This is a genomic window from Brevundimonas sp. (assembly GCF_024711105.1).
Classification (GTDB): Bacteria; Pseudomonadota; Alphaproteobacteria; order Caulobacterales; family Caulobacteraceae; genus Brevundimonas.
Map to the genome: position 1 here is coordinate 1 of NZ_JANJTL010000140.1, position 13,026 is coordinate 13,026.

Genomic DNA, 13,026 nt, shown 5'->3' on the forward strand with positions numbered 1-13,026 from the left:
CATCTGCGCGGCGCCGGTGATCATGTTCTTCACATAGTCGGCGTGGCCCGGGCAGTCGACGTGGGCGTAGTGACGGTTGGCCGTCTCATATTCCACGTGAGCCGTGTTGATCGTGATGCCGCGCGCCTTCTCTTCCGGCGCGGCGTCGATGTCCGCATAGTTCATCGCCTTGGCGCCACCGGCCTTGGCCAGCGTCATCGTGATCGCCGCCGTCAGCGTCGTCTTGCCATGGTCAACGTGACCGATCGTGCCGATGTTGCAGTGCGGCTTGGTGCGTTCGAACTTTTCCTTGGCCATGGCCAATACTCCTGACCGCCTCTGGCGGGATGGTTCGCGTCAAATGTCTGGAGCGGGTAGCCGGGATCGAACCGGCATCCTCAGCTTGGAAGGCTGCTGCACTACCATTGTGCTATACCCGCACCGAGCCTGAAGCCGCCCTCTCGAACTCGACCGGTGCGTGGTGGGGGAAGCAGGACTCGAACCTGCGAAGCTTACGCAGCGGATTTACAGTCCGCCCCCTTTGCCGCTCGGGACATTCCCCCAGCGCGCCGGTGATGAGATCGAGGCGTCCTCTCCGGCCGTCAAGCCGGAGGCGAACGAAGGAGTTCCGTGACCCGACGACATCGCCTTGGTAGGGAGCGCCTGACCCGGAAGCCCTGGGGCCCCAAATCGGAGCGCGTCTTATAGTGTCGTCGAAACGCGAACGCAACGACCGTGGAAGCGGTAAAAAGCAAGGCTTCAAGCCGCGTTCGGAAGCGCCCGTCAGGGCCGGCTGGACCCCGAAAAGCGACGCTGTCCGCCACTCTGATTCCACCCCGCGCGGCCCGAAGAAGCCGGACGTCGACCACCTCATCTGGGGCCGTCATCCCGTGGTCGCGGCGCTGGCCAATCCGGCGCGCAAGGGCATGGGCCGGCTGCTGGCCACGGCTGAGCGCGCCGCCGAGATCGAGCGCCAGGCGCTGGCGCCGCACGGTCACCGGCCGGAGATCGTCGACGCCCAGGCGCTGCAGCGGATGCTGCCGCAAGGCGCGGTCCACCAGGGCCTGGTGTTCAAGGTCGCGCCGCTGCACGGCGTCGCGCTCGAAGACCTCGCCGAACCCGCCGAAGGCGTGATCGTCATGCTCGATCAGATCACCGATCCCCAGAACGTCGGCGCGATCTTCCGCTCGGCGCTGGCCTTCGGCGCGCGCGGGATCGTCATGCAGGACCGCCACTCGCCGGCGCTGGCCGGGCCGCTGGCCAAGGCGGCGGCCGGCGCGACCGAACGCCTGCCGCATGCCCGAGTCACCAACCTGTCGCGCGCGCTTGAGCGGCTGGCCGAACTCGGCTGGCGGGCCGTGGGACTGGACGGCGAGGCCGACGCCACCCTGGCCGAAGCTCTGGACGCCCGGCCGACCGTCCTGGTCATGGGCTCCGAAGGCGAAGGCGTGCGCCGCCTGGTCGCCGAGCATTGCGACCAGATGGCCAGGATCCCCATGCCCGGCGGGTTCGAGAGCCTGAACGTCTCCAACGCCGCGGCGGTGGCGCTTTATGAGTCGGTCCGCGCGCGCGGCGGAACCTGAGGCGCCGCTCACCGCTTGCCTGACGCCCCTCGCCTGCCCTAGAGCGCGAACATGGAATTCCTGAGCTCTCCCGAATTCGCCAGCCAGCTCGCCGCGCTCGGCCAGGTGCTGATGATCGACCTGGTGCTGGCCGGCGACAACGCCGTGGCCGTGGGCCTGGCCGCCGCCGCCCTTCCGGTGGCGCAGCGCCGCAAGGCCATCCTCATCGGCCTGGCCGCAGCGGTCATCATGCGGATCGGCTTCGCCCTGATCACGGTCCAGCTGCTGGCCATCGTCGGCCTGCTGCTGGCCGGTGGAATCCTGCTGCTGTGGGTGTGCTGGAAGATGTGGCGGGAGCTGCAGGAGCAGAAGACGCACGACCAGGCCGAGTCCGAGCTGGAGATGGAAAAGGCGCTGGCCGTCCACCACGGCGAGGGCCTGCCGCCCGAGGCGCTGGGCATCAAGCGCAAGACCTTCGGGGCGGCGCTTCTGCAGATCATGATCGCCGACGTGACCATGAGCCTCGACAACGTCCTGGCCGTGGCCGGCGCCGCGCACGAGCACCCGTGGATCATGGTGTTCGGCCTGGTGCTGTCGATCGCCCTGATGGGCGTGGCCGCCACCTTCATCGCCCGCATCCTGAACAAGCACCGGTGGATCGGCTACGTCGGCCTGCTGGTCGTGCTGTACGTCGCCCTGCACATGATCTGGGACGGCGCCCGCTCGGTGGTGGTCCGAACCGGAAACCTCGAACAGTTCAACAGCGCGGCCCCGGCTTTCCTCGACATCGGGGAGGAGGAGGCGGCCCACCATATGCAGGGCGTGCGAAGCGAGGACTCCCATACGCCGGCGGCGGGCGAGCCCGCGCGTTCCGGGGGCGGGAGCAGCGGCGCGCGGCCAGCGACGGCGCACTAGGTTCAACCACGTTCAGATCGAGGTCGGGATCGCCGTTCCGCGCCTCCGGCGTCATGGCCGGGTTAATCCCGGCCATCCATCACCGCTGATCGGCCAGGATGAGGCGTGTCCGGACCCCGATTGAGGTGATGGATTCCCGGCACAAGGCCGGGAATGACGGAGTTTCTGAACCTGGACTGAGCCTGGAGACGCTGAGGGGCGCCGCCCGCCTGCCTCTGGCAATCCTCCGTGTTCTGAACGACTGGACCCTCCCTTGCAGGCGTGCGTTCATGCGGGGATGAGTCCCCCCGCCGATCGCAGCCAGAGAGCCAGCCGACGCCAGGTCGGCGCCCTGTGCTGGCGGGACGGCGCCTCGGGGCGCGAGGTGCTGCTGGTCACCTCACGCGAGACCGGCCGCTGGATCATCCCCAAGGGCGGACGCATGTCGGGCGTTCCGGACGCCCAGGCGGCGGCCCAGGAAGCGCTGGAGGAAGCCGGCGTGACCGGCGATCTGGACGAGCGGCCTGCGGGAACCTTCCATTATGAGAAGCGGCTGGCGGGCAAGGCCCGGCGGCTGACGGCAGTGGATGTCTATCCGCTCCGTGTGCAGGCCGAACTGGACCGCTGGGACGAGGCGCATGAGCGCACCCGCCAGTGGTTCCCGGCCACGGAAGCCGCGCAGAAGGTCGACGAGCCGGAACTGCAGGCGCTGATCCGGGGCTTCGCGCCCGTCTAGGGTCTGTCGGTCTCGGGCTTGTTCCGAGGGTGACGGGAGGGGGTGGCCCACTTCACCGTCTTCGCTTTCGCCTTCCTCACCGACCCGGCGACCTTGTTCACCCACTTCACCGAAGGAGCCGCAAAGCGGTGGGGACCGTGCAGGGCGTCCCGCATCTGCCGTGAGGAACGGGCGGGAAAACAGCCGCCTACACGAATTGAGGGGTCGGTGGCCCTCCGCGTCCGCGACGCCCGCATCATGGGGGCATGACGCAAGAGCAGCCCAAGCGGACGTATGTGAAGGTCGACGCGCTGGTCTGGGAGCGGATCCGGGAGGAATACCTGGGCGGCGAGACGGCCAGGGTCCTGGAGGAGCACTACGGGCCCAGCCGGAACACCATCTACAACCGGTCGCGCACCGAGGGCTGGACCAAGGCTGCGAACCCGCGAGAGCGCCCTCCTCCGGCGCCGGAGACGATGCGGGAGGCGCGGTCGCCGCGCGAGGCGGCGACGGCGGCGGCCGGTCAGGCCGCGCACGCCCTGGCGACGGGCCGGATCCGGTCGGCGGCGGAGTTCGCGCGGCTGGCCGAGGTGCTGGCCCGGGTGGCCGAGCGGCTGGAGCCCGCAGCGGAAACAAACGCGGAGCCCGACCCGGACGGGGGCGAGGACGTGATCGAACTGCTCACGGCGCGGCTGGCGGACCTGAGGCGCGTGCGCGCCGAGGGCCAGGGTGAATCGCCGCAGTGATCGATCCTTTCGAGGCGATGACCGAGGCGGAGGCGACACTGCTGCTGCCTCAGCTGAGCGGGCGTCACAGAGCCGACGCCCTCTGGCGCCTGAGCGCCCACGCGGGTCAGCGGCCGCCGCAGGGCGCATGGCGGACCTGGGTGTTCCTGGGCGGCCGGGGCGCGGGCAAGACGCGGGCGGGGGCCGAGTGGCTGGCCGGAGAGGCGGCGCGGCGGCCGGGGCGCTATGCGCTGGTCGGGCCGACCCTGCATGACGTGCGCGAGGTGATGATCGAGGGGCCGAGCGGGCTGAGGTCGCTGATCGGCCGGCCGAGACCCGTCTATGAGCCGAGCCGGCGCCGGCTGCTGATGGGCGACAGCGTCGCCTTCGCCTTTTCGGCGGAGGACCCGGAGAGCCTGCGCGGGCCCCAGTTCATGGGGGCGTGGGCGGACGAGTTCTGCGTCTGGCCGCGCGGCGAGGAGACGCTGGCGCTGCTGCGCATGGGACTGAGGCTGGGGGACGATCCCCGGCTGGTGGTGACGACGACGCCCAAGCCGATCCCGGCCCTGAGGCGGCTGCTGGACGAGCCCGGCTGCGTCCGGACCGACGCGGCCAGCGCGGTGAACGCGCCGAACCTGAGCCCGGCCTTCCTGGAGGGCTTGCGGGCGCTCTATGGCGGCACCCGGCTGGAGGCGCAGGAGCTGGAGGGGCGGCTGGTCGAGGCCGAGGGCGCCCTGTGGCGGGCCGAGGACCTGGCGCGATGCCGGGGCCAGGCGCCGGGGCCGATGGAGCGCACGGTGGTGGCGGTGGACCCGCCGGCCGGCGACCACGGCGACGCCTGCGGGATCGTCGCGGCCGGGCGGATCGGCGAGGTCGCCTATGTGCTGGCGGACCGGACCTCAGGGGCCCTGACGCCCGCGGGTTGGGGCGCGCGGGTCGCCGAGACGGCGCGGATGTTCACGGCCCAGGCGGTGGTGGCCGAGGCCAACCAGGGCGGCGAGATGGTGCGCCACGTGCTGGAGACGGCGAAGTGCCCCTGCCCGGTCCGCCTGGTCCACGCCAGCCGGGGCAAGGCGGCGCGCGCCGAGCCGGTGGCGGCCCTGTACGAACAGGGGCGCGTCGTCCACTGCGGCGACTTCCGGGCGCTGGAGGAGGAGCTGATGGCCCTGGGGCCCGAGACGCGCGGGCGGCGAGCGAGCCCGGACCGGGCGGATGCGCTGGTCTGGGCCGTGACGGACCTGCTCGTGGAGCGGGCGGGCGGCCGTCCGCGGGTGCGGGCGCTGTGAGGGGATTGGGGAATGTCTGCTATGGGTGGAAAGCGGACTCTTTACCTCGTCCAGCGATACAACTCCTTCGGATAGGCGAACGGCGGCTGTTTTCCAACAACGCGCTCCATGTCCTGCATCAAGCGTGCGCCGAGCTTAATCTCGCCAGCATCGAAGTGGGCCTTCGCCTGTTCCGCCATGCTGGAAAGTTGATCGGCCACGGCAGGAGACAGTCGCCATCTCAGGTTCTCGATACCGAGCCGTATGCTTTCAAAACCCTCCTCGAACGACATGTCGCTCGGAAACTTATCCATGCCTTCGATGGCATAGGTCCAAACCACCACTATCTGGCCTCTGAGACTCTTGGGGTCTGGACACGGGTAAAGCGCCATATTCCCCCACGTCTTCTGAATGGCCGCGCCGTAGGCGTGCGGGCCAGCCGAGCCTCGCGCAAGGGCCGAATGTCTGCAATGGGTCGAAAGCGGACTCTCGGAATGTCCGCTTTGGGGCCGGGTGAGCCCCCCTCCATGTCATCCCGGCCGAAGCGTAGCGCAGAGCCGGGACAACCGTCGGAGCGGCGCGCTTGTCCCGGACAGCCGCTGCGCGGCTTCCGGGATGACAATCGGGAGGGTCCCCCCTCCGTCGCTCAACGGGGTCTCCTCGACGCAGCCCCGGCAAGCGTGCGGCAGGAAACGAAAGCCGCGCCAGCGCACGTCGGCTCTGCGGCCCGCCCGCCGGTTGATTTCCGGGCGCAGGCGTGTATAGAGCGCCGCTTCCGTCGGGGCCCTCGGGCGTCGGCGGTCCTGTCCGAGAACTTCGGGATCCAGGGGCCACCTGGATCATAACCGTCAAAGAGCCCTTTGACGCCGTGGGGAGACGGGGAAAGTCCCGAACCGGTCCAGGCCACCAGGCCGGGCGGCGACGGGCGTTCCTTCGGACAGTTTTCGCGGCGCGCCGCCTCAGGGACCTCCCCGGGGCGAACGGGCCGTTCGGCGTCCGCAATCCCGCGGGCGTCACTTCGTAGGAGACCGCAATGGACCGCGCACAAAAGGCCGCGTCGATCGAGGACATCAAGGGTGTCTTCGCCTCGTCCGGCGCCGTGGTCGTGACCCACAACCTGGGTCTGACCGTTGCGGAAATGACCGACCTGCGCCTGAAGCTTCGTGCCGAAGGCGCCGCGCTCAAGGTGGTGAAGAACACCCTGGCCCAGAAGGCTCTGGACGGCTCTGCCGGTGAAGCGGGCGAACGCCTGTTCTCCGGTCCGGTCGCCATCGCCTATGCGCCGGACCCTGTCTCCGCCGCCAAGGTCGTGACCGATTTCGCCAAGGGCAACGAGAAGTTCGTCGTCGTCGGCGGGATCATGGACACCACCGTGCTGGACGCCAAGGGCGTCTCGGCCCTGGCCACCCTGCCGTCGCTCGACCAGCTGCGCGGCAAGATCATCGGGCTCATCCAGGCTCCGGCGACCAAGGTCGCGGGCGTCCTGCAGGCCCCGGCCGGCCAGCTGGCCCGTGTCTTCAGCGCCTATGGCGCCAAGGACGCGGCCTAGGTCATCTCCGCTTCCATCGAAACCAACTGAAACCCAAGGAACTGAACCATGTCGAAGCTCGACAAGATCGTTGAAGACCTCTCCAGCCTGACCGTGCTGGAAGCCGCTGAGCTGTCCAAGCTGCTCGAAGAGAAGTGGGGCGTCTCGGCCGCCGCTCCGGTCGCCATGGCCATGCCGGCCGGCGGCGCCGGTGGCGCTGCTCCGGCGGAAGCCGCTGAAGAGCAGACCGAGTTCACCGTCGTCCTGACCAACGGCGGCGACAAGAAGATCAACGTCATCAAGGAAGTGCGCGGCGCTCGCCCGGACCTCGGCCTCAAGGAAGCCAAGGACCTCGTCGAAGGCGCTCCGCAGAACGTTGTCGAAAACGTCTCCAAGCAGGCCGCCGAAGAGCTCAAGAAGAAGCTCGAGGAAGCCGGCGCCACCGTCCAGATCAAGTAAGCTGGCGGTCCCGGCCAAAGCCGGGAACGGACACCGAAGAGAGGGCCTGGCGGGCGACCGCCGGGCCCTTTTTCATTGGCCTAGTGAAGCAGGTCGGACTGGAGCCGGTAGCATTCGCACGCCGCCCGGGTCAGGGCCGTGCGGTCGGTAATGCGTAGCCTGCCCCGAACGTAGGAGATCGCTCCAGCGGACTTCAGCTCCTTGGCCGAGGCGTTGACGGTGGTCCTCTGAAAGCCGAGCAGACCTGCGATGTCCTCCTGGGTGAACTGTAGTTGCTCGGATCGGGTACGATCGGCGGCCACCAGCAGGAACCTGGCGAGCCGTCCCGTCGCATGATGAAGCGCTGCGCAGGCGGCGCCCATCGAGGCCAGCGCGTGATAATCGCTGACGAGACGGATCAGTTGCCGATTCAGGGTGGGGCTGTCCCGTGCGATCCGTCGCAGCACGACGGCGGGCGCCTCATAGACCGCGCCCGGCGCCTTCACCTCCACCGACCATGCGCACGGCCTCTCGGCGAGAAAGGGGGCCAGGCCGGTGACGCCTTCGACCCCCATCCCGAATGTCTCCGCCGACCGGCCATCGGAAAACGACACGGTGTTCGTGAGAAAAGCCGTGCTGGGAAACCCGACCGTCTCGACGAGCGCGCCTTGGCTGATCAGCACGTCGCCCTTCTGCACCTGTCGTTCGGTCAGATGCGGAATCAGGGCCGCCAGGTCCGCAGGGTCCATGGCCGACAGGGTGAGGTTTCGGAGCATTCGTGCACTCATTCGCTTGGGGCGGGAGTGCGCAGCCGAGGCTGAAATCTCTCAGTCGCCCGCAAGCCAGAACGGCAGACGATAAGTAGGAACGCCTTCATAGGCGCTCGAGTTCCGCCGGAATTCGACAGAGCTTCACTCGCCGGCGGTTTTCCGGACCCTAGGACTTGGCTTTCGGGGCCTTCTTGGCCTTCGGCTTGGCGGCCGTTTTAGGCTTGGCCACGCGAGCCGGCTTCTTGCCCGGTCCTTTCGCGGCCTTGGCAGCCAGCAGCGCCACAGCCTCTTCCAGCGTGACGGCGGCCGGGTCGAGCGTCTTGGGCAGGGTGGCGTTGATCTTGCCGGACTTCACATAGGGGCCGAAGCGGCCGGGCATGACCTGGATGGCGTCACCGGTCTCCGGATGCGGGCCGAGGTCCTTCAAGGCGCTGGTCGAGGCGCCCCCGCGACGGTTGGCGCCCGAGCGCTTCTCGGCCAGCAGGGTGACGGCGCGGTTCAGACCGATGTCGAACACCTCCTGAATGTCCGAGACGTTGGCGTAGGTGCCGGCGTGAGCGATGAAGGGGCCATAGCGGCCGAGCCCGGCCGTAATCATCTTGCCGTCCTCGGGGTGAGGCCCGACCTCACGCGGCAGGCTGAGCAGGCGCAGGGCCTGCTCCAGGTCCAGCGACCGCGGCTCCCAGCCCTTGGGGATGGAGGACCTGCGCGGCTTGTCGCCCTCGACGGGAGTTTCGACATAGGGGCCGAAGCGACCGATCTTGAGCATCACCGGCTGGCCGGTCGCCGGGTCGATCCCAAGTTCGCGGTCCTGGTCCAGGCTTTCGCCCTGCTCGCCCCCCGCGCCGAAGCCGCGCGTGTAGCGGCATTCCGGATAGTTGGAGCAGCCGATGAAGGTCGACTTCATCTTGAAGCTGGCCTTCAGGTGCAGACGGCCCGTGCCGCAGTTTGGGCAGACGCGGCTGTCCGAGCCGTCCGCCTTTGGCGGGAAGAGGTAGGGACCGATCGCCTCGTCGAGCGCGTCGATGACGCCCTGGCGCGCCATGACCTCCTGCGCGGAGGGACCGAAGTCGGTCCAGAAGTCGCGCAACACCGCCTTCCAGTCCACGTCGCCGACCGAGACGCGGTCGAGCTGTTCCTCCAGCCCGGCGGTGAAGTCGTAGCCGATGTACTTGGGGAAGAACTGTTCGAGGAAGGCGATGGCCAGCCGCCCGGTGTCCTCCGGCACGAACCGGTTTCGGTCCATGCGGACGTATTGCCGGTCGCGCAGCACCGTCAGGATCGAGGCGTAGGTCGAGGGCCGGCCGATGCCGAGCTCTTCCATCCGCTTGACCAGGCTGGCCTCGGAATAGCGCGGCGGCGGCTCGGTGAAGTGCTGGTCAGCGCGGGCGGCCTCGACCCTCGCGGTCGCGCCCTCGCGGACGGACGGCAGGCGGCCGCCCTCCTCGTCGTCGCTGTCGTCGCGCCCCTCTTCATAGACGGCGAGGTAGCCGTCGAAGGTCACCACCTGGCCGGTGGCGCGCAAGCCGGTGCGGCCGTCGGCGGTCTCCAGTTCGATGGTGGTGCGCTCGACCTTGGCGGCCTCCATCTGGCAGGCGGCCATGCGGCGCCAGATCAGCTCGTAGAGGCGGCGCAGGTCGTCATCGAGCCGCAGGGATTCGGGCCGACGGGCCAGGCTGGTAGGGCGGATAGCCTCGTGGGCCTCCTGGGCGTTCTTCTGCTTGGACTTGTAGCGGCGCGGTTCGTCCGGGACGTAGGCCGGTCCGAAACGGTCCTTGATGACCTCGCGCGCCTCGGCCAGCGCCTCGGGCGCCACGTCGACCCCGTCGGTCCGCATGTAGGTGATCAGGCCGCCCTCGCCGTCGACGCCTTCGTACAGCTTCTGCGCCGCCTGCATGGTGCGCTGGGCAGAGAAGCCGAGCTTGCGGGACGCCTCCTGCTGGAGCGTTGACGTGGTGAAGGGCGGCGGCGGGGTCCGGCGGGCTGGCTTCTTCTCGACCGAGCGGACGGTGAAGCCACCGTGCTCGACCGCGGCGCGTGCGGCCTGGGCGGAGGCCTCGTTCGCCAGGTCGAACTTGGAGAGCTTCTTGCCTTCGTGGGTGACGAGGCGAGCCAGGAACGGCGGGCCCTCGGCGGTCACGTCGGCCTCGACGGTCCAGTATTCCTGGGCCCGGAACTTCTCGATCTCGATCTCGCGGTCGACGACGAGGCGTAGGGCGACTGACTGAACCCGGCCGGCCGAACGCGCGCCGGGCAGCTTGCGCCACAGCACCGGCGACAGGGTGAAGCCCACCAGATAGTCGAGCGCGCGGCGCGCCAGATAGGCCTCCACCAACTCCATGTCGATGTCGCGCGGCCGGGCCATGGCCTCGGACACGGCGGTCTTGGTGATGGCGTTGAAGGTGACGCGCTGGACCTGCTTGTCCTTCAGCAGGCGCTTCTTCTGCAGGATCTCCAGCACGTGCCAGCTGATGGCCTCGCCCTCGCGATCCGGGTCGGTGGCCAGGATGAGCCGGTCTGCGCCCTTCATCGCCTCGGCGATCTCTGACACCCGCTTCGCAGCCTTGGCGTCGATCTCCCAGTCCATGGCGAAATCGTCGTCGGGACGCACCGAGCCGTCCTTGGGCGGCAGGTCGCGCACGTGCCCGTAGGAGGCCAGCACGTGGTAGTCGGAACCCAGATATTTGTTGATGGTCTTGGCCTTGGCCGGGCTCTCGACGACGACGACGTTCATGTGGGCCTGGGGCCTCCCCTGAAAAGGAGCGGGAACTTGGGGGCGGCGCTGCGGAGTGTCAATGAAGCGGTTTCTCTACCTCTGGTTGCTCACCGGGCTTTCTCGCGTCGGGCATGTTCCGGGCCGAGTCTGGATGGTAGGTCGGATGGATCAGCGGTCGAACGGTGGATTGCAGCCTACGCGCGAGTATCTGGCGGCGACCTGCGCCGAGCTCGCGGAAGTCGCGCGCGACATCGGCGACCGGCGGCTCGGCCACCTTCTCGACCTGGCGGCCGCCTTCGCCGAGATGCGTCCCGAGACGATCAGAGACGAAGGACCCCGCCCGTCTCTGTAAAGGCCGCCTGGCCCGACAGAACCAGTTCCAGCAGTACGCCCGCCACCGCGCCCGCCGGAGCCGAGGTGGCGCGGATGATCTCATCTCGCGACGTGGCGGTCGGGCCCAGCAGGGCAAGCACACGATCCGCTAGGTCGGCCTCGGGCTCCCGGCGCCGGTCGGATTGGCCCCAGCGGTCGCGGGGCTCGAACAGGCCGCCCTGACCCTCAAGGCCGCGCAGGACATCGTCCAGCCCCTCGCACAGGATCGCGCCCTGGCGGATCAGATCGTTGGTCCCGTTCGCGCGGGGGTCGAGCGGCGACCCGGGCACCGCGAAGACCTCCCTGCCCTGCTCGGCCGCCAGCCGCGCCGTGATCAACGACCCGGAGCGCAGCTCGGCTTCGACCACGATCACTCCCCGCGACAGGCCCGCAATGATGCGATTGCGGCGGGGGAAGTCGCGCGCCTGGGCCCGCGCACCGACGGGGCTTTCCGAGACGACGCAGCCGTCCTCGATCAGCCGGTCGTACAAGGTGGCGTTGTCGGACGGATAGATGTCATCGACTCCCCCACCGAGCACCGCCACGGTCCCTGTCGGCAGGGCGCCTTCGTGAGCGGCCGCATCGACACCGCGAGCCATGCCCGAAACGACGACGAAACCCGAGCGACCGAGCTCGGCGGCCAGGCCACGCGCGAATCGCTGTCCCGAGGCGGAGGCGACCCGCGCCCCGACCATGCCCAGGGCGTCTCGGCTGAGAAGATCTGTCCGGCCGCGCGTCCACAGCACCGGGGCCGGCGCGTCCAGCGCCGCGAGCGCCTTGGGATAATCGGCGTCGCCCCAGACGATCAGGCGACAGCCCAGCGCTGCGCCGCGTTTCACCTCCTCATCGATCCGAGCCTCCGGCGGGGGCGTCACGCCCGTCCCGCCGGCCCGTCGCGACAGCTCGGGCAGGCGCTCCAGCGCCTCCGCCGCCGAGCCCTCTCGACGAATGAGTTCGATGAAGGTGATGGGGCCGACGCGATCCGTACGCGCTAGCCTTAGACGAGCAAGACGCTCCTGCTCGGAAAGGGCGTTCAGGAGGCGGCGTCCTTTTTGGCGCCGAAGCGCGGCTCCTGGCCCTTGATGAGGCGGCCAATGTTCTCGTGATGCCGAACGAAGATGAGCGCGGCCATCAGGATGACAAGCACGACGCAGGCCGGGACCTGCCCGATCAGCCATGCAGCGATCGGCGCGGCCGCCGCGGCGATCAGCGCCGACAGCGAGGAAATGCGGGTGACAGCGAAGTTGGCCAGCCAGGCTAGCGCCGCGACGATCCCCACCGGCCAGGCGGCGGCAAAGAGCACACCGTAGAAGGTCGCCACGCCCTTACCGCCCTTGAAGCCGAGCCAGAGAGGAAACAGGTGGCCGATGAAGGCCGCGCCGCCGGCGATGTAGGGCAAGGGCGTCTCCGGGAAGAGCCATCGCGCCGCCAGCACCGGGATAGCCCCCTTGGCCGCGTCGGCCAGCAGGGTCAGCAGCGCCAGGTCCTTGCGGCCGGTGCGCAGCACGTTCGTCGCGCCGATGTTGCCCGAGCCGATGGCGCGCACGTCCCCGGCCCCGCCCGCGCGCGTGATCAGCACCCCGAACGGGATCGAGCCGAGCAGATAGGAGGCCCCGGCCACCAGACCGATCGTCAGCATCGCCGCTGCGGCGAGATCCTGCATGCCCTTACCCCTCCCGACGCCACACGATGCGGCCGTCGACGAGCGTCAGCAAGACCTGACCTTGCAGCCTGCGCCCATCGAAGGGCGAGTTTTTCGACCGGGATATCAACCGCTCGGCGTCGATGACTACCGGCGCGCCCACGTCGAACAGCACCAGGTCCGCAGGGGACCCCACGCTGAGGCGCCCGCTGTCGAGGCCGAGGAGTTGCGCCGGGCCGAGCGTCAGGGGCCGCAGGATGTCGAGCAGATCGAGGCCCGCGGCGTGGTGCAGATTCAACGCGGCGGGCAACAGGGTCTCCAGCCCCACCGCGCCCGGCGTGGCCTCCGCGAACGGCAGGCGCTTGCCCTCGGCGGGCGCAGGCGCGTGCGCCGAGACGATGACGTCGATCAGGCCGCCAC

15 protein-coding genes and 2 tRNA genes are annotated in these 13,026 nt (G+C 69.2%); 8 read left to right on the top strand and 9 right to left on the bottom strand.

The window, feature by feature from the left end; all coding sequences use genetic code 11:
* From Q0M60_RS10915 to Q0M60_RS10925, 3 genes are all read right to left on the bottom strand, one after another.
* Nucleotides 1–297: GTP-binding protein (locus Q0M60_RS10915; protein WP_296819226.1), on the bottom strand; the 297-nt coding region annotated here is incomplete at its 3' end.
* Nucleotides 298–345: 48 nt separating this feature from the next.
* A tRNA-Gly gene (locus Q0M60_RS10920) sits at nt 346–419 on the bottom strand.
* A gap of 39 nt (nt 420–458) precedes the next feature.
* A tRNA-Tyr gene (locus Q0M60_RS10925) sits at nt 459–542 on the bottom strand.
* Between the two features lie 309 nt (nt 543–851).
* Here Q0M60_RS10925 and rlmB point away from each other — a divergent pair.
* From rlmB to Q0M60_RS10950, 5 genes are all read left to right on the top strand, one after another.
* Nucleotides 852–1,562 (top strand): 23S rRNA (guanosine(2251)-2'-O)-methyltransferase RlmB, encoded by a 711-nt coding sequence (gene rlmB, locus Q0M60_RS10930; protein WP_296819262.1) that lies wholly within the window; start codon nt 852–854, stop codon nt 1,560–1,562.
* A 51-nt stretch (nt 1,563–1,613) separates the two neighbouring features.
* Nucleotides 1,614–2,456, top strand: a complete 843-nt coding sequence (locus tag Q0M60_RS10935; protein ID WP_296819229.1) for a TerC family protein — start codon at nt 1,614–1,616, stop codon at nt 2,454–2,456.
* Nucleotides 2,457–2,733: 277 nt separating this feature from the next.
* Nucleotides 2,734–3,171, top strand: a complete 438-nt coding sequence (locus Q0M60_RS10940) for an NUDIX hydrolase (protein ID WP_296819232.1) — start codon at nt 2,734–2,736, stop codon at nt 3,169–3,171.
* A 245-nt stretch (nt 3,172–3,416) separates the two neighbouring features.
* Entirely contained in the window at nt 3,417–3,896 is a 480-nt protein-coding gene (locus Q0M60_RS10945; RefSeq protein WP_296819235.1) for a hypothetical protein, read from the top strand.
* Nucleotides 3,893–5,161: a terminase family protein gene (locus Q0M60_RS10950; RefSeq protein WP_296819238.1), complete on the top strand. Its 1,269-nt coding sequence runs from the start codon at nt 3,893–3,895 to the stop codon at nt 5,159–5,161. The genes Q0M60_RS10945 and Q0M60_RS10950 overlap by 4 nt, the downstream gene beginning before the upstream one ends.
* Before the next feature lie 41 nt (nt 5,162–5,202).
* Here Q0M60_RS10950 and Q0M60_RS10955 read toward each other — a convergent pair whose 3' ends face one another.
* Nucleotides 5,203–5,481 (bottom strand): hypothetical protein, encoded by a 279-nt coding sequence (locus tag Q0M60_RS10955; RefSeq protein WP_296819241.1) that lies wholly within the window; start codon nt 5,479–5,481, stop codon nt 5,203–5,205.
* Nucleotides 5,482–6,173: 692 nt separating this feature from the next.
* On the opposite strand from Q0M60_RS10955, the gene rplJ reads away from it, so the two are divergent.
* Both rplJ and rplL read left to right on the top strand, forming a co-directional pair.
* Nucleotides 6,174–6,689: a 50S ribosomal protein L10 gene (gene rplJ / locus Q0M60_RS10960; RefSeq protein WP_296819244.1), complete on the top strand. Its 516-nt coding sequence runs from the start codon at nt 6,174–6,176 to the stop codon at nt 6,687–6,689.
* Between the two features lie 48 nt (nt 6,690–6,737).
* Nucleotides 6,738–7,127 carry a 50S ribosomal protein L7/L12 gene (rplL, locus tag Q0M60_RS10965; protein WP_296819247.1) on the top strand — a complete coding sequence of 130 codons (390 nt, stop codon included), beginning with the start codon at nt 6,738–6,740 and terminating at the stop codon, nt 7,125–7,127.
* Nucleotides 7,128–7,207: 80 nt separating this feature from the next.
* Here rplL and Q0M60_RS10970 read toward each other — a convergent pair whose 3' ends face one another.
* Both Q0M60_RS10970 and topA read right to left on the bottom strand, forming a co-directional pair.
* Nucleotides 7,208–7,882: a Crp/Fnr family transcriptional regulator gene (locus Q0M60_RS10970; RefSeq protein ID WP_296819249.1), complete on the bottom strand. Its 675-nt coding sequence runs from the start codon at nt 7,880–7,882 to the stop codon at nt 7,208–7,210.
* A gap of 160 nt (nt 7,883–8,042) precedes the next feature.
* Nucleotides 8,043–10,610, bottom strand: a complete 2,568-nt coding sequence (topA, locus tag Q0M60_RS10975) for a type I DNA topoisomerase (protein ID WP_296819252.1) — start codon at nt 10,608–10,610, stop codon at nt 8,043–8,045.
* A gap of 61 nt (nt 10,611–10,671) precedes the next feature.
* Between topA and Q0M60_RS10980 the strand changes: the two genes are divergently transcribed.
* Nucleotides 10,672–10,944 (top strand): hypothetical protein, encoded by a 273-nt coding sequence (locus Q0M60_RS10980; RefSeq protein WP_296819255.1) that lies wholly within the window; start codon nt 10,672–10,674, stop codon nt 10,942–10,944.
* On the opposite strand, the gene dprA is transcribed toward Q0M60_RS10980, so the two are convergent.
* From dprA to Q0M60_RS10995, 3 genes are all read right to left on the bottom strand, one after another.
* Nucleotides 10,913–12,001 carry a DNA-processing protein DprA gene (gene dprA, locus Q0M60_RS10985; RefSeq protein ID WP_296819264.1) on the bottom strand — a complete coding sequence of 363 codons (1,089 nt, stop codon included), beginning with the start codon at nt 11,999–12,001 and terminating at the stop codon, nt 10,913–10,915. The two genes, Q0M60_RS10980 and dprA, sit on opposite strands and share 32 nt — an antisense overlap.
* Nucleotides 11,998–12,627 (bottom strand): glycerol-3-phosphate 1-O-acyltransferase PlsY, encoded by a 630-nt coding sequence (gene plsY, locus Q0M60_RS10990; protein ID WP_296819257.1) that lies wholly within the window; start codon nt 12,625–12,627, stop codon nt 11,998–12,000. Before plsY ends, dprA begins: the two co-directional genes overlap by 4 nt.
* Before the next feature lie 4 nt (nt 12,628–12,631).
* Nucleotides 12,632–13,026: amidohydrolase family protein (locus Q0M60_RS10995; RefSeq protein WP_296819260.1), on the bottom strand; the 395-nt coding region annotated here is incomplete at its 5' end.